Source organism: Roseovarius indicus (assembly GCF_008728195.1).
Taxonomy (GTDB): Bacteria; Pseudomonadota; Alphaproteobacteria; order Rhodobacterales; family Rhodobacteraceae; genus Roseovarius; species Roseovarius indicus.
The window spans coordinates 2,823,337-2,842,153 of the sequence record NZ_CP031598.1; the positions used below are offsets into that span (position 1 = coordinate 2,823,337).

Annotated in this window: 16 protein-coding genes; 8 read left to right on the plus strand and 8 right to left on the minus strand. The window is 64.6% G+C overall.

Translation table 11 applies throughout. The features are described from left to right. Nucleotides 1-42 precede the first annotated feature (42 nt). The 3 genes from RIdsm_RS13370 to RIdsm_RS13380 are packed head-to-tail and all read left to right on the plus strand — an operon-like array spanning nucleotide 43 to nucleotide 2,627. Nucleotides 43-936 carry a PfkB family carbohydrate kinase gene (locus tag RIdsm_RS13370; protein ID WP_057815453.1) on the plus strand — a complete coding sequence of 298 codons (894 nt, stop codon included), beginning with the start codon at nucleotides 43-45 and terminating at the stop codon, nucleotides 934-936. Then, nucleotides 933-1,898, plus strand: a complete 966-nt coding sequence (locus RIdsm_RS13375) for a pseudouridine-5'-phosphate glycosidase (protein ID WP_057815451.1) — start codon at nucleotides 933-935, stop codon at nucleotides 1,896-1,898. The genes RIdsm_RS13370 and RIdsm_RS13375 overlap by 4 nt, the downstream gene beginning before the upstream one ends. A 30-nt stretch (nucleotides 1,899-1,928) precedes the next feature. Further along, nucleotides 1,929-2,627 (plus strand): DUF502 domain-containing protein, encoded by a 699-nt coding sequence (locus RIdsm_RS13380; protein WP_057815449.1) that lies wholly within the window; start codon nucleotides 1,929-1,931, stop codon nucleotides 2,625-2,627. Between the two features lie 3 nt (nucleotides 2,628-2,630). Here the strand turns inward: RIdsm_RS13380 and RIdsm_RS13385 are convergent, their stop codons facing one another. Continuing rightward, nucleotides 2,631-3,647 (minus strand): patatin-like phospholipase family protein, encoded by a 1,017-nt coding sequence (locus RIdsm_RS13385; protein WP_057815447.1) that lies wholly within the window; start codon nucleotides 3,645-3,647, stop codon nucleotides 2,631-2,633. Nucleotides 3,648-3,711: 64 nt separating this feature from the next. Then, a complete protein-coding gene (locus RIdsm_RS13390; RefSeq protein WP_057815444.1) occupies nucleotides 3,712-4,485 on the minus strand; it encodes a 3-hydroxybutyrate dehydrogenase in 774 nt (257 codons plus the stop codon). A 188-nt stretch (nucleotides 4,486-4,673) separates the two neighbouring features. On the opposite strand from RIdsm_RS13390, the gene ppk2 reads away from it, so the two are divergent. The 4 genes from ppk2 to RIdsm_RS13410 all read left to right on the plus strand — a co-directional run bounded on the left by ppk2 (nucleotide 4,674) and on the right by RIdsm_RS13410 (nucleotide 8,374). Then, the gene (ppk2, locus tag RIdsm_RS13395) at nucleotides 4,674-5,594 is read left to right on the plus strand and encodes a polyphosphate kinase 2 (protein ID WP_057815442.1); all 921 of its coding nucleotides are present in this window, start codon (nucleotides 4,674-4,676) and stop codon (nucleotides 5,592-5,594) included. Nucleotides 5,595-5,869: 275 nt separating this feature from the next. Continuing rightward, a complete protein-coding gene (locus tag RIdsm_RS13400; protein WP_057815440.1) occupies nucleotides 5,870-7,702 on the plus strand; it encodes an extracellular solute-binding protein in 1,833 nt (610 codons plus the stop codon). 32 nt (nucleotides 7,703-7,734) lie between these two features. Further along, nucleotides 7,735-7,851 carry a lipoprotein gene (locus RIdsm_RS13405; protein ID WP_177228371.1) on the plus strand — a complete coding sequence of 39 codons (117 nt, stop codon included), beginning with the start codon at nucleotides 7,735-7,737 and terminating at the stop codon, nucleotides 7,849-7,851. Between the two features lie 46 nt (nucleotides 7,852-7,897). After that, nucleotides 7,898-8,374: an arsenate reductase ArsC gene (locus tag RIdsm_RS13410; protein WP_057815437.1), complete on the plus strand. Its 477-nt coding sequence runs from the start codon at nucleotides 7,898-7,900 to the stop codon at nucleotides 8,372-8,374. Nucleotides 8,375-8,541: 167 nt separating this feature from the next. Here the strand turns inward: RIdsm_RS13410 and RIdsm_RS13415 are convergent, their stop codons facing one another. The 3 genes from RIdsm_RS13415 to RIdsm_RS13425 are packed head-to-tail and all read right to left on the minus strand — an operon-like array spanning nucleotide 8,542 to nucleotide 11,926. Continuing rightward, nucleotides 8,542-9,909, minus strand: coding sequence for a cytochrome P450 (locus tag RIdsm_RS13415; protein WP_057815435.1), 1,368 nt, complete (start codon nucleotides 9,907-9,909; stop codon nucleotides 8,542-8,544). Beyond that, nucleotides 9,906-11,120: a hypothetical protein gene (locus RIdsm_RS13420; RefSeq protein WP_057815432.1), complete on the minus strand. Its 1,215-nt coding sequence runs from the start codon at nucleotides 11,118-11,120 to the stop codon at nucleotides 9,906-9,908. Before RIdsm_RS13420 ends, RIdsm_RS13415 begins: the two co-directional genes overlap by 4 nt. A 53-nt stretch (nucleotides 11,121-11,173) precedes the next feature. Further along, complete coding sequence (locus RIdsm_RS13425) at nucleotides 11,174-11,926, minus strand: cytochrome c biogenesis CcdA family protein (protein ID WP_057815699.1); 753 nt, start codon at nucleotides 11,924-11,926, stop codon at nucleotides 11,174-11,176. A 92-nt stretch (nucleotides 11,927-12,018) separates the two neighbouring features. Here RIdsm_RS13425 and RIdsm_RS13430 point away from each other — a divergent pair, with 92 nt between their 5' ends. Continuing rightward, on the plus strand, nucleotides 12,019-12,249 hold the full coding sequence (locus tag RIdsm_RS13430) for a sulfurtransferase TusA family protein (protein WP_057815697.1): 231 nt from the start codon (nucleotides 12,019-12,021) through the stop codon (nucleotides 12,247-12,249). Nucleotides 12,250-12,314: 65 nt separating this feature from the next. Here RIdsm_RS13430 and RIdsm_RS13435 read toward each other — a convergent pair whose 3' ends face one another. The 3 genes from RIdsm_RS13435 to RIdsm_RS13445 all read right to left on the minus strand — a co-directional run bounded on the left by RIdsm_RS13435 (nucleotide 12,315) and on the right by RIdsm_RS13445 (nucleotide 18,782). Beyond that, nucleotides 12,315-15,197, minus strand: a complete 2,883-nt coding sequence (locus RIdsm_RS13435; protein ID WP_057815430.1) for an Rne/Rng family ribonuclease — start codon at nucleotides 15,195-15,197, stop codon at nucleotides 12,315-12,317. Nucleotides 15,198-15,638: 441 nt separating this feature from the next. Continuing rightward, the gene (locus tag RIdsm_RS13440) at nucleotides 15,639-16,973 is read right to left on the minus strand and encodes a sigma-54-dependent transcriptional regulator (RefSeq protein WP_057815695.1); all 1,335 of its coding nucleotides are present in this window, start codon (nucleotides 16,971-16,973) and stop codon (nucleotides 15,639-15,641) included. A gap of 21 nt (nucleotides 16,974-16,994) precedes the next feature. Next, complete coding sequence (locus tag RIdsm_RS13445) at nucleotides 16,995-18,782, minus strand: sensor histidine kinase (protein WP_057815428.1); 1,788 nt, start codon at nucleotides 18,780-18,782, stop codon at nucleotides 16,995-16,997. Nucleotides 18,783-18,817: the final 35 nt, after the last annotated feature.

The window sequence follows — 18,817 nt, forward strand, 5'->3', positions numbered from 1 at the left end:
TGCCCCGGAATCCGCCTTGCACCCGGCCGACCGACACGCAACATGGGGCCCATGACAGATATCCTCTGCATCGGCTCCGTCCTGTGGGACGTGATCGGCCGCTCCGCCAGCGTCATGCGGCAGGGCTCCGACGTGCCGGGCCGTATCACCCGGATCCCGGGCGGCGTCGCGCTCAACATCGCCATGACGCTCCTGCGTTTCGGCCTCCGCCCCGTGCTCCTCAGCGCCGTCGGCCGCGACCGGCAGGGCGAGGAACTCCTCGCCCGCTGCACCGCGATGGGCATGGAAACCGCCCATGTCTACCGATCCGCCGACCTGCCCACCGATCGCTACATGGCCGTCGAGGGCGCCAACGGCCTCATCGCCGCCATCGCCGACGCCCACACGCTCGAAGCCGCCGGCGCCCGCATCCTCGAGCCCCTGCGCGACGGGCGCTTGGCCCAGGAAAACAAGCCCTTCTCCGGCCCCGTGGCGCTTGACGGCAACCTCACGCCCGAGCTTCTGGCCGAGATCGCCCAAAGCCCCCTTCTCGCCACGGCCGACCTCCGCGTCGCCCCCGCCTCGCCGGGCAAGGCCGAGCGCCTCCTGCCCTTCCTCCAGCACGCGCGCGGCACGCTCTACGTCAACCTCGAAGAGGCCGGCCTCCTCTGCCAGCAGCCCTTCGCCACCTCGACCGAGGCCGCCCACGGCCTCCTCAAACGCGGCGCCCGCCGGGCCATCGTCACCGATGGCGGCAACCCCGCCGCCGACGGTCTGAACGGCGACGTGATCACCGGCCAGCCCCGCCAGGTGCTCGTCACCCGCGTCACCGGCGCGGGCGACACGTTCATGGCCGCCCATATCGCCGCCGAAACCTCCGGCGCCGACCGCCCCTCAGCCCTCACCCGCGCCCTCGAGGCCGCCGCCCACCACGTATCCGGAGACACCAAGCTTTGACCGACATCACCCAATCGCCCGAAGTCTCCACCGCACTGGCCGAGGGCGCCCCCGTCGTGGCCCTCGAAAGCACCATCATCACCCACGGCATGCCCTGGCCCGACAACCTGTCAACCGCCTGGAAAGTCGAGGAAAAGGTCCGGGAAACCGGCGCCGTTCCGGCCACCATCGCCGTCCTGAACGGCACACTGCATATCGGCCTCAGCGAAACCGAACTCGAAGCCCTGGCAAAGGCGAAAGACGTGGCCAAACTCTCCCGCGCCGACCTTGCCGTCTGCATGGCCCGCGGCGGCACCGGCGCCACCACCGTCGCCGCCACCATGATCGCCGCCCGCCTCGCCGGCATCGCGACCTTCGCCACCGGCGGCATCGGCGGCGTCCATCGCGGCGCCGAACACAGCTTCGACATCTCCGCCGACCTTCAGGAACTGGCGCAAACCGACACCACCGTCGTCTGCGCCGGCGCCAAGGCCATCCTCGACCTGCCGAAAACGCTGGAAGTGCTCGAAACACTCGGCGTGCCGGTCATCGCCTACGGGCAGGATAGCTTCCCCGCCTTCTGGTCGCGCACCTCCCCCCTGCCCGCGCCCCTGCGCCTCGACACGCCGGCCGACATCGCCCGCTCCCACATCGCCCGCGCCGCAATCGGCCTGCCCGGCGGCCAGCTCATCGCCAACCCCATCCCCCGCGAGGTCGAAATCCCCCCGGCCGAGATCGAACCCATCATCGCCCGCGCCACGCAGGAGGCCGCCGCCCAGGGCATCACCGGCAAGGCCGTCACGCCCTTCCTGCTCGACCGCATCTTCGATCTCACCGCCGGCCGGTCCCTGACCGCCAATATCGCGCTTGTGCTCAATAATGCGGCCCTCGCCGGCGCCATTGCCACCGAAATCGCCAAACAGCTGGCCGCATACTCCGGTTTGGAAAGCCCATTGTGGCCCAACGCAGAAAGCCTTAATTAACCTCTGTCCACCTGCGGCAGAATACATGAAATGAACACGCCCTTCGACGACGACACCCCCAAACGCCCCGGCCTCTTCGCCGGGCTCCGGGCCAGCTTCCTCACCGGTATCGTCGTGATCGCGCCGGTGGGCCTCACCATCTGGCTGATCTGGACCCTGATGGGCTGGGTCGACAGCTTCGTGCTGCCGCTCGTGCCCTACAACATGCGCCCCGAGAACTATATCGGCATCAACCTGCGCGGCGTGGGCGTCATCATCTTCCTGCTCTTCACCATCATCGTCGGCTGGATCGCCAAGGGCCTGATCGGCAAGTCTCTGATTCGCTTCGCGGAATCCCTGGTCGACCGGATGCCGGTGGTGCGCTCCATCTACTCGGGCGTGAAACAGATCGCCGAAACCGTCTTCGCCCAGTCCGAGCGCAGCTTCGAAAAGGCCTGCCTGATCCAGTACCCGCGCAAGGGCATCTGGGCCATCGGCTTCATCTCGATCCCCGCCAAGGGCGAGATCACCACCAAGGCCGAAACCGGCGGCGAGCTCCTGTCGATCTTCGTGCCGACTACACCCAACCCGACCTCGGGCTTCCTGCTGTTCTTCCCCAAGGAAGACGTGATCGAACTCGACATGACGATCGAGGACGCGGCCAAGCTGGTGATCTCGGCCGGGCTCGTCTACCCCAACATGCCCGTACCGGGGCAGGAGACCACCCCGAAGCGCAACCGCGCCGCCTGAGCCTCAGCTATAGGCATCGGCCAGGTCGACCGTGCCGCGCGCACCGATATCGTCCCGGTGCTGCGCCAGGAACCCGTCCGCCGCCTGGCGCCCGGCCTCCTTCAGCCGCCCCAGGGTCAGCGGCGTCGGCATCATCTTGGTCGCCACCGACATCTCTCGCATCAGCTTGTCATCGGCGATCATGTGCACGAAGACCCGCTTCAGCGCGCTCTCGCCCACCGCCCCGTCCTCGATCAGGCGCTGCGCGAAATTGATCGCCCTGAGCTCGCGCAGAAGCGAGCTGTTGAAACTGATCTCGTTGATCCGGTTCTGAATTTCCTGCGGCGACCGCGGCACTTCCGGCCGGTCGAGCGGGTTGATGTTGACGATCATGATATCGGCCGGCAATTCAGACCGGAACAGCGGGAACAGCGCCGGGTTGCCGGTATACCCGCCATCCCAGTAATGCGCCCCGTCGATCTCGACCGCCTGAAAGAGCGTCGGCAGACAGGCCGAGGCGAGCAGGCTCTCGGGGCTGATATCATCACCCGAAAACACCCGGATCTTGCCGGAATGCACGTTGGTCGCGCTCACGAACAGGCTTGGGCCTTCGGCGGCGCAGACCTTGTCGAAGGCAAACTCCCGCGCCACCCGGTCCAGCGGGTTGCGGTAGAACGGCCCATAGGCATAGGGCGAGACGACCCGCGTCATCGCATCCGCCACCATGAATTGCGGCGAGGCTTCCAGCACCGAGGCCACCTGCCCGGGAATAAGCGGGTTGCCCGCCATCCAGGCGGGCAGCCGCAGATCCTTCAGCGCCCCCATCTGCCGCCACAGCCAGTCGAGGCTCGCGCGCGCGCCCTCGCGCCCGTTCTCCAGCCACCCGGCCTTGAACGCCGCGCCATTCAGCGCCCCCGCCGAGGTGCCGGTGATCGCCGCCACCTCGATGTCTTCCTCGTCGAGCAGCCGGTCGAGCACGCCCCAGGTAAAGGCGCCATGCGCGCCCCCGCCCTGAAGGGCAAGGTTGATCCGCTTGGTCATTGGTTACCCCCAAATGGCTCGGCAGGCCCTTGCGGGCCTGCTCGCGACGGTCCGTATGGCCGCCTCAGAGCGCCGTCCAGCCGCCATCCACGCTGATCGTGGTGCCCGTCACCTGCGCCGCCGCGTCCGAGCACAGGTAAAGCGCGGTGCCACCGATCTGCTCGACCGTGGCGAACTCCTTCGAGGGCTGGCGCTGCAGCATGACGGTCTTGATCACCTCTTCCCGGCCCATGTCATATTCCTTCATGGTATCGGGGATCTGCGCCTCGACCAGCGGCGTCAGAACGTAACCCGGGCAGATCGCATTGGCCGTGATCGGCTCTTCCGCCGTCTCAAGCGCCGTGACCTTGGTCAGACCCACGACCCCGTGCTTGGCCGCCACATAGGCCGACTTGTAGGGGCTCGCCGTCAGACCGTGCGCCGAGGCGATGTTGACCACCCGGCCCCAGCCCGCCTCGCGCATCATCGGCAGCGCGGCGGCCGTGGTATGAAAGGCCGAGCTCATGTTGATCGCGATGATCGCGTTCCATTTCTCGATCGGGAAATCGGGGATCGGCGCGACATGCTGGATGCCTGCGTTATTCACCAGGATATCGCAACGCCCGGCCTCCTCGACCAGCTTGCGGCAGGCCGCGGCATCCGACATATCCGCCTGGATATACCGCACGTTCACGCCGAATTCCTCGGCCATGTCACTGGCCAGCTTGTGATCTTCCTCGTTATCGGTGAACGAGTTCAGCACCACGTCGGCCCCGGCCTTCGCCAGCTCCCGCGCGACACCCAGCCCGATCCCCGAATTCGACCCCGTGACGATTGCTGTCTTGCCCGAAACTGACATGGTTTTCCCTCCGGATAGGCGTTTGAATGCATCTGTTCTGCAGAGATAGGCCTGCTGCCCGGACCCTGCCATGCTGCAACTGCAAAATAAACGCGATAATCATCGGATCGCCCGGAATTCACAGTTTTGTTGATTTCACCGTGTTTAAGCGGCAGGACAAATACAACGCGACTGACGAAGAGGGTGTGATGAACGACTACGATCACGACGCAGGCCCGGCCGACTGGCTGGCCGCCGAACTGGCCGACACGCTGGATGAGGATTTCGAGCTGGAAATATCCGAACCGGCCCTGTCCATGGAAATCCGCCGGATCTACCGCGAGGCGCACCCGCCCTCGCTCGAACGGAAGGATTACTTCGTCAAGCTGCTCACCCTGCAATCCGAGCTGATCAAGCTGCAGGACTGGGTCCAGGCCACCGGCGAAAAGATCGTCGTCATCTTCGAAGGCCGCGACAGCGCCGGCAAGGGCGGCGTCATCAAGCGCATCACCCAGCGCCTCAACCCCCGTATCGTCCGCGTCGTGGCCCTGCCCGCCCCCTCCGACCGGGAAAAGTCGCAATGGTACTTCCAGCGCTACGTCCCCCACCTGCCCGGCGCCGGCGAGATCGTGCTCTTCGACCGCTCCTGGTACAACCGCGCCGGCGTCGAGCGCGTCATGGGCTTCGCCTCCGAGGACCAGGTCGAGGATTTCTTCCACGACGTTCCCGAGTTCGAGCGCATGCTCGTCCGCTCCGGCATAAGGCTGGTGAAATACTGGTTCTCCATCACCGACGAGGAACAGCAGCTCCGCTTCCTCATGCGCATCCACGACCCGATGAAACAGTGGAAGCTCTCGCCCATGGACCTGCAGAGCCGCGTGAAGTGGGAGGCCTACACCAAGGCCAAGGAAGAGATGCTCGAGCGCACCAACATCCCCGAGGCGCCCTGGTACATCGTCCAGGGCAACGACAAGAAGCGCGCCCGCCTCAACTGCATCGACCATCTTCTCGGCCTCATCCCCTACGAGCCCGTCGAACACGAAGACGTGACCTTGCCGGACCGGGTCTACAATTCCGATTACGAACGCCGCGTGCTACCCGACGACCTGTACGTTCCACAGAAATACTGACCGGCCCGGCACGGGGCGGAAAGGTCGGGGGCGCTTCGGCGCCCCTTTGTCATTGGGGGAAAGCCATTTGCCTCGACCTGCGGCCAAAAAAAACGCCGGCACGAAGCCGGCGTTAAGTTATTGAGGCAGGTTTCATACAGGCAAGAAACCTATCGAGCAGTGACTCCTTTATAAGCAATCTGGCGCCACGATCCAAGCTAAAAGTTTGATAATACGAGAATCCGTCATTACGGTCCGCGCCAACCATACAACGACACAACGGGATTGTTGCCTAAATGAGATCAGAATTTTTCAGGCACGCCCGGCTCTGCGTCGCCGGAATCACCCTCGCCCTGATGGCCTCCACGGCCTACGCAGAGCCCGCGCATGGCATAGCTATGTATGGCGATCCGGCCCTTCCCCCTGATTTTGTGTCCCTCCCCTACGCCAACCCCGACGCCCCGAAAGGCGGCGAGGTGGTGACCGGCAACGTGGGCACCTTCGACACCCTCAACCCGTTCACCCTCAAGGGCGAGGCGCCGTGGCAATTGCGCTTCCTCACGCATGAATCCTTGATGGGCCGATCCTACGACGAACCCTTCACCCTGTACGGCCTTCTGGCCGAATCGGTGGAAACCGGCCCGAATCGCGAATGGGTGGAATTTACCTTGCGCGAGGATGCCCGATTCTCCGACGGCACCCCGGTGACGGTCGAAGATGTCATATGGTCCTACAAAACGATCGGCGAGGAAGGCCACCCCCGCTACCGGTCCTTCTGGTCCCAGGTGGGCGAGATCGAGGCCACCGGCCCCCGCTCCGTCCGCCTCACCTTCACCACCGAAGACCGCGAACTCGCCCTCCTGGCGGGCCTCCGCCCGATCCTCAAGAAATCGCAATGGGACGACCTCGATTTCGCCGCCGCCCGGCTCGAAGACGTCCCCATCGGCTCCGGCCCCTACATCGTCGACAGCTACGAGATCGGCCGCCACGTCACGCTGCGCCGCAACCCCGATTATTGGGGCGCGGATGTCCCCTTCCGCCGCGGCACCAGCAATTTCGACGAGATCCGCATCGAGTATTACGGCGACAACACCGTGTTGCAGGAAGCCTTCAAGGCCCAGGCCCTCTCCTATCTCCGCGAATTCAATGCCGAACGCTGGGCCACCCAGTACGACTTCCCTGCCGTCGAAAGCGGCGAGATCGTCCTCACCGAAATCCCGCACAACAAACCATCCGGCATCACCGGCTTCGTCTTCAACACCCGCCGCCCCCCGCTGGATGACTGGCGCGTGCGCGAGGCCCTGATTCTCGCCTTCAATTTCGAATACGTGAACGACACGCTGACCGGCGGCCGCCAGCCGCGCATCACCTCCTATTTCTCCAACTCCGAGCTGGCCATGCAGCAAGGCCCGGCCGAGGGCCGCGTCCGCGAACTGCTGGAACCCTTCGCCGACACCCTGCCCCCCGGCACGCTCGAGGGCTACACCCTCCCCGAAAGCGACGGCACCAAGCGCAACCGGGGCAACATCCGCAAGGCGATGAAACTCCTCAACGACGCCGGCTGGACCGTCGACCAGGGCGTGCTCAAGAACGCCGAGGGCCGCCCGCTGGTACTCCGCGTGCTCCTGCGGCAAGACGCGCTTCTCAGCCAGGTCCAGACCTACATGGAAATCTACAAGCAGGCGCTGGAACGGCTCGGCATCGGCTTGCAGATCGAAACCATCGACAACGCCCAGTACCTCGCCCGCGAGGGCACCTACGATTTCGACATCACCTTCATGCGCCGCGACCTCTCGCTCTCGCCCGGCAACGAACAGCGCCTCTACTGGGGCTCGGACACCGCCGACCAGGAAGGCGGGCGCAACCTGATGGGCATGCGCTCCGAAGCCGCCGACGCGATGATCGACGAAATGCTCTCCACCCGCTCCCGCGAAGGCTTCGTCGCCGCCGTGCGCGCGCTCGACCGGGTGTTGATTTCAGGTCGCTATGTCATTCCCGTGCATCAATATTCCGTCGGACGGATTGCCCATTTGAAGGAATTGAGTTATCCACAGGATCACCTTCCGGTCTACGGAGATGGAATATGGTTCCTCCCCGAAGTCTGGTGGTACGAGGCAGAAGACCGATAACAGGCATAACAAGAAACCACGAGGGTGGACCCATGAAGAGGCTGATTGCTTTGGCGCTGATCGCTGTGGCCGTATCCGGCTGTGCAACGGTTGACGGTGTTGGCCGGGATATTTCGGGCGCGGCACGCGGCGTTCAAAGCTGGTTCTGAAACCAGTGTCATGTAGCTGTTACATGCTTCCGCTAGGGCGCGAGGCATGAATATACTCGTCCTCTGCACCGGCAATTCCGCCCGGTCGATCCTGCTTGAAAGCATCCTGAACACCGAAAGCGTCGGTCGCGTCCGCGCCTTTTCCGCGGGCTCGCAGCCGGCCGGCCAGGTGCATCCGCAATCCCTCAAGTTGCTCGAGGAAAAGGGTCACGACATCACCCACGCCCGCTCCAAAAGCTGGGACGAGTTCGCCGCCGACGATGCGCCGTTGATGGATATCGTCATCACCGTCTGCGGCTCTGCGGCGGAAGAAACCTGCCCGGTCTGGCCCGGTGCCCCGGTCCGCTCCCATTGGGGCATCGAAGACCCCGCCAGGGCGCCCGAGTCCGAGTGGGAAACCGCCTTCAACGAGGCCTATGACAAGCTCGAACGCCGCGCGCTCGCGCTCCTCGACATGAATTTCGAGACGATGGAACAGGGCGAGTTGAAAGCCACGCTCGACCGCATCGGCCAGATGGACTGACCGCGCCGCTGTTGCGCGCGCCTCAACATCTCGTGGCCGCCCCCACCGACCGCCACATTAACACCCGGGGTTACAGACCCGCGCACCGACGCGATACCGACAAAATACCGACGTGATACCGACGTTGGAATCCCTGCAAAATAACGCTGTTAACCAGATTCGGCCGATCACGCCCGCGGCGTCACCTTCAACCAGATCCCGTCCTTCCCCCGCACCGTCAGATGCGCCACCGGCATCGCCGGTCGTTCCGGGATGGCTTCAAACCGGAAGGCCCTCACCAGCAAAGACAGGATCAGCGGCCCCTCGATCATCGCGAACCCGGCCCCTGTACACACCCTCTGCCCCGCCGAAAACGGCATATAGGCATGACGCAAACACTCTTTCCCGTTCTCCGTCGCGAACCTTGCCGGGTCGAACTCGTCCGGCCTCTCCCAAAGCCGCTCATGCCGCTGCAAATGCCACGGGCTCAGCACGATCTGGCTGCCCTTCGGCACGTCCCGATCCCGGAAATGCTCGGGGCACGCAGCCTCCCGCACCATCATCGGCACCGGCGGGTAAAGCCTTAGAGTCTCACGGAAAATATCCCTCGCCACCCTGAGCTTGCCCATATCCGCAAACCCCGGCGCCCCCTCGCCATAGACGGCCTCCGCCTCCGCTGCCAGCCGCTCCTGCCAGTCGGGATAAAGCGCCAGCAAATACAGCGCCCAGGCCAGCGCCGAAGCGCTCGTCTCATGCCCCGCCAGGAAGAAAATCGCCACCTGGTCGACCATCTCTTCCGTATCGAACCGCTCCCCCGTCTGGGGGTCGGCCGTGGTCATGATCTTCGTCGCCAGATCGTCCGGCGCCTCGCCCCGCTCGATCTCCCCCATCCGCTCGCTGGTCAACTGCGTGATCAGCCGCCGGATCTTGGCCGCCGTCGCCTTCGTCTTCCTCCGGTGAAACCGCGGAAACCACCGCGGCAAAGGGATCAGCGCCCCAAGGTTCAGGACCGGCTGGCTCCGCTGATGCTCCTTGAACTCGGCAAAAACCTCCCTCGCCACCGCATGCTCGATGGGGATCGAGAACAGCGTGCGGAAGATCACGTCGGCCGCCGCGTGGCTCGTTTCCTCTTCGATTTCAAGGGGTTCTCCATCGGCCCTCATCCGCACCCGTTCGACCGCGCCCTGCCCCGCCTCCAACATCGCGGCATAGGTATCGCGCAACCGCCCGCCCTCGAAAGACGGGTCGATGATCCGCCGCTGCCGCTTCCATGTCTCGCCATTGGTCACGAACACCGAGTTCCCCAACAGCGGCTTCAGCCCCTCGCGAATACGGTCAGACTTGGGAAAATCGTCGGGCCGTTCCTTCAGGATCAGGTCGACCAACTCCGGCTGATTGCACAGGAACGACCGGAAGAACGGCGTCCGGTATTCCGCCATCCACGCGCGATAAAGCCGCGCCGGCTGCGCAGACAGAATATCCTGCCGAAACAACTGCATATACCGCCGAAGCGACACCGCACCCTCCCGCGCGGGGGGCTTGGGCGGCAGGGTCATGCCGCGGTGCTCGTGTATTTCGAGGCAGGCGTGTCGATCAGGCTGGGCGACGGCGGCCGATCCTCGAAGCGCTCCGACAGGGTCAGCGGCCCGGCGGTGATGCGGAAGTAATCGTAATCCCCCGGCAGGTCGAAAGCGCAAAGGTATTGAAAATGCAGCCTAAAAAACCGCCAGCGCATCGCCTTCCACCGCTCCGGGCTCAGCGTCTGCGTGAACGCCGCCGACAGGATCAGCGGCCACCGCTTACCCTCCTCCGGCGCCACGCCAGAGACGGCCACCGGATCGCACAGCGCAAAGGCACAGCCATCGCCGGGCGCCGTCACGTCGACCCAGGTCAGTTCGTTGCGCGTGCAAAGATACGCCAGATCGCGCCGTAACCTCTTGGCATCCGGCAGAAATGACACCATCGGCACCACCTGCCCAAGCGACAGGAACGACAGCGTCGGCCCATTCGCCGGCACGTATCCCAGCCGGATCAGATCAGCCAACACCGACACCGCCAGATGCGCGCCCGAGGAATGGCCCACGACCAGCACCTCGTCCACATCCGTCTTCAGCGCATCGGCGATCTCGGCGGTGAACTTCGCCATCCGCGTCTCAAGCTCCGGCGGCTCCGCCCCGCGATACCGGGCGGAATAGGCATAGTCATGCATCAGATAATAGGCGAAAAATTTGTTGTCCTTCCGCCGGAACCATTCCAGCGCAAACGGCACCACGATCAGCCCCGCCCAGAACAGCCAGGGATGCACATAGGTCGCCAGCAGCGTGCCCAAGCCCCAGGCCAGCAAGAGCGCGATTACCAGCTGCACCAGCAGGAACCCCACCGGGTAAAGCGCCGCGATTACCGGCCCCTTGCGCAACCGCATGAGCCGCCCAAGAGCGCCTGAGGCGATATAGACCCACGCGGTGCGGAACAGCAGCAGGTAGGTGCCCACGATCCCCCGCTCCATGCTGTCGCGCACGATATCGGACCAGACCAGAACGTCGAACTCGGCATCGACCGTGGCATCCTCCATCTCGCCACGCACACTCCAGCCATAGCGCTTCTTGCCGCGCTTGCCGTGAAGCTCGATGGCATAACCCGAAATCTCCGCCTGTTCCGCGCCCTCTTTCCGATAGAGCTCGCGATAGCGACGGGGATGGATCGGGTCATAGCCCGGGATGTAGAAAACGCGCCGGCGGCGCACGGTTTGCTGGGGCAAGCTGCTCATACCTCACCTCTGTTGGGTAATAGCCTAACGCAGCATTTGGGCAAGAGTAAGACCTAACCGAGGGTGGCGAGTGCCGGGAATGTCTCGAGCAGCCAGAAGGAGAAGGCGGAAAAGCCGCCCGTCAGCATCAGAAGACCGATCGTCCAGAGCAGTAGGCCCATGACCCGCTCGATCTGTTCCATGTGCCGCTTCATCCACGTCATCAGCCCGCCAAGCTTCGGCAGGAAGGCCGCAACCAGCAGGAACGGCACGCCCAGCCCCACGGCATAGACCGCCAGAAGCGCGGTGCCCCGCGTGACAGAGCCTTCGGAGGCCGCCAGCGACAGGATCGCCCCCAGCTGCGGCCCGATGCAGGGCGTCCAGCCGAACGCAAAGGCCAGCCCCAGCACGTAGGCCCCGAAAGACGAACCGCCCCGGTCGCCCACATCCATCCGCGCCTCGCGGTCGAGAAAGCCGATCCGGTAGACGCCGACGAAATGCGCCCCGAAAATCATCACGACAACGCCCGCCAAGGTATTGAAATAGCCTTGATATTGCAGGAACACCATGCCCGCCGCCGACGCCGCGAAGCCCAGCAGAAGGAACACGGTCGACAGGCCCAGCACGAAGAACAGCGCCGGCACGACAGCCCGCGAGCGCGGGTTTCCCGCGGCCGAAAGGTCGTTCACCGTGATCCCGCTCATATAGGCCAGGTAGGGCGGCACAACGGGCAGCACGCAGGGGCTGAGGAACGAGATGATCCCCGCGACCAGCGCCACGGCCATGGCCGGAAGAAGGGCCGCGTCGATGATTTCGATTCCGAACATGGCGCTCACATAGACCATTCCCGGGGCCGGGTCACGTGGCCTTGTGTCACAACCCTGTAGACTTGCCGTGATGCGTGGATTATCCCGCGCCCATGGATGCCGATCTCACCCTCGACGCACGCGGATTGCTCTGCCCCTTGCCGGTTCTCAAGCTGCGCAAGCGCCTGAAGTCGCTGGAGATTGGCCAGGTGCTCGAGCTTTGGGCCGACGACCCGGCAGCGGTAATCGACGTGCAGCACTACTGCACCGAATCCGGCCACGACTTCCTCGGGATGGACGAGCAGGACGGGTACACCGCCTACCGGGTGCGCAAGGCGGGCTGACACCACCCGGAAAAGAAAAATCCCGGCCGCCTGGGCCGGGATCCTCTGTCTTTCAATCTCGAAGCTTATCGCCCGATCGACCACCAACCGCGGCGCTTGGGCTTGTCGCTTTCTTCCTCGGCCGGCTCGGCCGATGCGTTGGCCGGTTCCGGCTCGCGTTTCGGCTCGGGCGCACTCTCGGGCTCTGCCGGGGCCGGCGCGGGTTCTGCCGCCTGTTCCGGTTCCGGTGCCGGCGCGGGCTCCTCCGCCGTCGCTGCTGCGCTCTCTGCAACAGCCTCGGGCTTAGGTGCCGTCTCGGTTTCCGGTTCGGGCGCCGGCTCTGCCTTCTTGGAGCGCGACCGGCTCGCCCGTTTCGGGGCAGGCTTCGCAGGCTTTTCCTCGGCAGCGATCTCTACCGCTTCCGGCTTGGCCTCTTCAGCAGGCGCTTCGGCAGCGGGCTCTTCCGTCTTGGCCTCTGCGGTGTCCTCTGATGTTTCTTCGGCCTTCGCCTTCGACTTCGAAGAGCTGCGCGGCTTGCGGGTCCGCTTGGGCTTTTCGGCCTTTTCGGTGTCCTCGCCCGAGACCTCTGCGGTCACGGCCTCGTCCGGCTTGCTCTCGCTTGCCTTTTCTGCATCCGCCTCGGCATCGGCCTCGGGTTTGGCCCCGTCTTCCGAGCCAGTCCCGCTCTCCGACGACCCGTCCTCGTTGTTCTGGCCCTCGCCATTGGCCGAGCCCTCGCCGTTCCCCGAACGCGATTTCGACCGGCGACGCCGACGACGCCGGCGCTTCTTCGGCTTGCCGTCATCATCTCCCCCGCCGGAGGTGGTGGTCTCATCCGACGACGCGTCCGAAGACGTTTCTTCCTCGTCCGGGATCTCTGCCTCGACCTCCTCCATCAGCGAGCTGTCGACCGACACAACCGGTGCGGCCTCCGGCACGTGGCGGGTGGCGGTCTTGAACTTGTCGATGCTGAAATCAGGGCTGATCAGAACCGGGTCGCCCTCGATCCGGACAGACAGGCCATAGCGCCCCTCGATCTGGGCGACGTGCTCGCGCTTCTGGTTCATCAGGAAGTTGGCGATACCCACCGGGCATTTCACCAGCACTTCGCGCGACCGGCGGCGCACGCCTTCCTCCTCGATCTGGCGCAGGATCGACAGGGCAAGGTTGTCATCCGACCGGATGAGCCCCGTGCCGTGACAGGCCGGACAGGCCTGCGTCGTCGCCTCGATCATGCCGGGGCGCAGGCGCTGGCGGCTCATCTCCAGCAGGCCGAAACCCGAGATGCGACCCACCTGGATGCGCGCGCGGTCGGATTTCAGCTTATCCTTCAGCTTCTTCTCGACGGCGTTGTTGTTCTTGCGCTCGTCCATGTCGATGAAGTCGATCACGATCAGACCGGCCAGATCGCGCAGGCGCAGCTGGCGGGCCACCTCCTCGGCGGCCTCGAGGTTGGTCTTGGTCGCGGTCTCCTCGATCGAGCCTTCCTTGGTGGCCCGGCCCGAGTTCACGTCGATCGCCACAAGCGCCTCGGTCACGCCGATCACGATGTAGCCGCCCGACTTGAGCTGGACGGTCGGGTTGAACATCGAGCTGAGGTAGCTTTCCACCTGGTAGCGGGCGAACAGCGGCATCGGGTCGATGTAATGTTTCACGTTCTTGGCGTGGGACGGCATGATCATCTTCATGAAGTCCTTGGCCACGCGATACCCCGCCTCGCCCTCGACCATCACCTCGTCGATCTCACGGTTATAGAGGTCGCGGATCGAGCGTTTGATCAGGTTGCCTTCCTCGTAGATCTTCGCCGGCGCGATGGATTTCAGCGTCAGTTCGCGGATCTGCTCCCACAGGCGTTGCAGGTATTCATAGTCGCGCTTGATCTCCGACTTGGTGCGCTTGGCGCCCGCGGTGCGGATGATCAGGCCTGCGCCGGTCGGCACGTCGATCTCGGTTGCGATCTCTTTCAGCTTCTTGCGGTCGGCGGCGTTGGTGATCTTGCGCGAGATGCCGCCGCCACGGGCGGTGTTGGGCATCAGCACGCAGTAGCGGCCGGCGAGCGACAGGTAGGTGGTCAGCGCGGCACCCTTGTTGCCGCGCTCTTCCTTGACGACCTGCACCAGCAGGATCTGACGGACCTTGATGACTTCCTGGATCTTGTAGCGGCGCGGCCGGGGCTTGCGCGGCGCGCGGATGTCGTCGGTGTCGTCGTCATCGGCGACCGACTCGATCGTGTCGTCCTTGGCGGCGGCGTCCGACCGCTTCGACGACGACCGGCCCTTGCCGGACCCGTTGCCGTTGTTCTCGTGGGAATGTTCGTCGTGTCCGTGATCCTCGTGACCGTGATCGTCGTGACCATTGTCATCGCTGGATGCGCTATCGCCCTCGGCGGTCTGATCCTCCGACGTTGCGGCGCCGGCGTCCTTCGCGTCCTGCGCACCGGCATCGTCCGCCGGTTCCTCGACCGGAGTTTCGGCCACGGTTTCCATCGGCGACAGGCCTTCGCCGTCGCCGCTGTCCTCGGCCGCTTCATCCAGTTCGATCGTCTCCATCCCCGAGATATCCTCGGAGGAGGTCACCGCATCGTCGGATTTCGCCTTCGCGGCTTTCGAGCGCGACGACGACCGGCGCGAAGATTTCTTCGGCTTCTCGTCGTCATCCTCGCGGGCGCGCTGCTGTTCGGCATAGGCGCGCTCTTCCTCGAGCAGCGCCTCGCGGTCGGCCACGGGGATCTGGTAGTAGTCCGGGTGGATTTCCGAAAAGGCAAGGAAACCGTGCCGGTTTCCGCCATAATCCACGAAGGCCGCCTGAAGTGACGGCTCGACCCGTGTTACCTTTGCGAGATAGATGTTGCCGGCGAGCTGCCGTTTGTTTTCGGACTCAAAGTCAAATTCCTCGACCTTGTTTCCGTCGACCACCACGACGCGGGTCTCTTCCGCGTGGGTGGCATCGATGAGCATTTTCTTTGCCATTTTTCAATTCTCGGCCGCGATCGGCCAGCCAGCCCGATTGGGCCGAAGATTGCTCTTCTGGCCCTCGGCGCGGCGGCTTTCAGCGGAACTTGTCTGGGGGCGAGTATGGACGCGTGGACCATGGCACCGGGTCTGGTACCCATGCACTTGGCCTGTTCTGGTCTCGCGCGCCTCATCGCGTTTCTTCTACTCCGGCGCCCCTCTGAGGCGCCAATTCGGGGCCGGCACGACCCGAAACAGACGGTGTGCTGGCATACGGGTGGCCCATGCGTGGCGGGCCCAATCGGTCTGTCCAGAGGAGCGGAATTTTCTTCCTGCCAGAATCTGATACAGCGAAACTCTTGGCCTTCGGTTTCGTAAGTCGAAAGCCTTCGGTTACCCTAATGCCTTACCGGGGCGAAAGACAATGGCAAAATGCCCTGCCCCCGCCCCGGGCCACCATCAGAGATAGTCGGAACGTTGCAGGCCGTACTTGGCCATCTTTTCGTTCAGCGTCCGGCGCGGCAGGCACAATTCATCCATCACCGAGGCGATCGAGCCCTTGTGCCGGCGCATGGTGTTGTCGATCAGCATCCGTTCGAACGCCTCGACATATTCCTTGAGCGGCTTGCCTTCCGTGGTCATCACCGGCTGCATGTCCTGGTGGTCCGACATCAGCAGCGAGGCGATGGTGCCGCTGCCGCGCCGCGCCTGCAGAACGGCGCGCTCGGCCACGTTGATCAGCTGGCGCACATTGCCGGGCCACGGCGCCTGCAACAGTTGGGCGGCTTCCTGGGCGGAAACCTGCGGGGCGTCACAGCCGTAGTCCTCGGCGAACTGGTCCGAGAAGCGCGTGAAGAGCGTCAGGATGTCCTCGCCCCGCTGGCGCAGCGGTGGCACGGTGATGCGCAGGCTGGCGAGGCGATAGAACAGGTCGGGCCGCAGCGCGTCTTCACAGGTACGGTCCTGTTCCTGAAGGTTGCAGATGGCCACGATCCGGGTTTCCGGCGGCGCGCCCTCGTCGTTGATGAAGGTAAGAAGCTTGGCCTGAGCCGCATCGCTCAGCGACTCGATATCCTCCAGCACCAGCGTGCCGCCGCGGGCCTCTTCGACGGCGGGCAGTTGGTTGTCCTCGGGGTTCATCGGCCCGAAGAGCCGCTTGACCAGCGCGTCCTCTTCCAGCGCCGCACAGGAGATCAGCACGAATTTCTTGCCGGCGCGCGCCCCCACCGCGTGCAGGGCATGCGCCACCAGCGTCTTGCCGGTGCCGGTCTCGCCCTCGATCAGCACGTGGTTGTCGGCCTGGCCGAGGTCGAGAATGTCTTCCTTCAGCCGCTCCATCACAGGGCTCTGGCCGATCAGCTTCTTCATCAGCTGGCCGCCATCCGACAACTCGCGGCGCAGGGCGCGCGAGTCGAGCGTCATTCGCCGGGCGTTGGCGGCCTTCTTGGCCAGCTCGTTCATACGGTCGGGGTTGAACGGCTTCTCGAGGAAATCGAACGCCCCGATGCGCATCGCTTCGACCGCCATCGGTACGTCGCCGTGCCCGGTGATCATGATCACGGGAAGGCTCGAATCCGTGCCCATCAGCTTTTTCAGGAACTGCATCCCGTCCATGCCGGGCATCTTGATATCGGTCACCACGATCCCCGGGTAATCGGGGCCGAGGACCTTCAGCGCCTCCTCGGCCGACGGAAAGGCCTCGGTGTCATAACCGGACAGGGCCAGCCACTGGCTGATCGACTGGCGCATGTCCTTTTCGTCGTCGATGATCGCGATCTTCATGGCGCTTGGCATCTTGTTCTTCTCCGCTGCCAATTATTCTGCGGCCGGCCGTTTGGCCGTCTGCGTGTCTTCAGGTAAGATAGGAAGCTGCATCTCAAATACAGCCCCGCCCGATGCGGCGTTGCGCGCCGTCAGGCGGCCGCCCAAGTCGTTCACGATGCCCGAGGAAATGGCAAGGCCCAGCCCGACCCCCTCGCCCGGCTGCTTGGTCGTGTAGAAGGGCTCGAACAGGTTCTCGATATTCTCGATCCCGATACCGTTGTCTCGCACCGTCAGCACCGCCGTCTCGCCCGCCGCGAGCAGGATGTCGATCGCCGCGTCGGGCACGGTGCGCGTGGCGTCCAGCGCGTTGCGCAGCAGGTTGATCATCACCTGCTCGATCCGGACCCGGTCGCCCATCACCATGACCGGCCCGTCGGGCAATGTGCGGGTGATCTTGACCTGCCGCTGGCGCAGCTGCGGCTCCATCATCGCGAGCGCGGAATTGAGCGCATCGGCCATGTTAACAGGGGCAAGTTCATCCCCGCTCTGCCGGGCATAGGACTTCAGCTGGCGGGTGATCGCGCCCATCCGTTCGATCAGGTCGTCGATCCTCTGGAACGAGGAAAGCGCCTCTTCCGGGCGGTTCCTGTTGAGCAGCAGGCGCGCCCCGGCGAGGTAGGTTTTCATCGCCGCCAGAGGCTGGTTCAGCTCGTGGCTGACCGCCGCCGACATCTCGCCCAACGCGGCCAGTTTCGAGCTTTGCGCAAGGGTCTGTTCGGCCACCGCAAGGTTTTCCTGAACCCGCTGCCGTTCGGCGATTTCCCGCTGCAACCGCATGTTCAATGCGCGAAGCTCCGCCGACTCCTGCTGGAAGACCGCCATCCGGACGGTCGCCTTGCGGTTCAGGAAATAGAAGGCCAGCGCCAGCAGGATGGCGAAGCACATGATTTCCAGCGCGAGGAAGCCGTTCACCTTTTCCCGGACGCTGGCATAGGTCGTGAAACTGGCGATCCGCCAGCCACGGAACGCCACGCGCCCGCCCACGCGCATCACTGCCTCGCCCTGCACATAGGCATCGGGCGGCAGCGTGTTCCAGTCGGCGGTGGCCTGCAGCGCCCGCTGAATGGCGCTCGAGGGCGGCTCCTTGGCCAAAGCCTCGGCCTCTGTCAGCCCGCGCCAGCGCGGCTCGGTCGCCAGGATGATGCGGCCCTCGCTGTCGGTCACGAGCACCGCGTCGGATATCCCGGCCCAGGCGCGTTCGTACTTGCCCAGGCCCACTTCGACGAGGATCACCCCGGCCAGCCCGGCCTGTGTTTCCACCCGGCGCGAATAGAAGAAACGGAACCGGCCCGCATCGTCGCGCAAGATGTTGAAAATGTTGTCCTTCGATCGCGTCGCCTCGATAAACACCGGCGACTCGCGGTAGGATTGCCCGATCGATTCCCGGTCGGTCGACGCCACCACCCGGCCATCCTTGCCCAGAAGCGTGAGCGACGCGGCCGAAATCTCCTCGTTGAACGAGATAAGCCGTTGCGAGGATTGCGAGAAATCGGCGCTGGCCAGTGCCGAGATCAGCGTCGGATCGCGCGACAACAGTTGCGGCACGATGGCGTTCTGCCGGAGCTCGCTCAGAAGGTTACCGCTGTAGAGCACCAGCCGCAGCTCGGCCCTGTTGCGCGTCGTCTCGGTAAAGCGGTCGGTCAGCAGGCTGTTCGTCACCGCCACGGTCGACACCGCCAGAACCACAAGTACGACAAGCGCCAGCCGCGCGCGCCAGCTCAGCGTGCGCAACCGCCCCGCGGGGCGTTCCGGGGGCTCTGTGTCAGGTGACGATGCCATGGGCGTCAGAATACGCCGCCGCAGGCGACGCAACA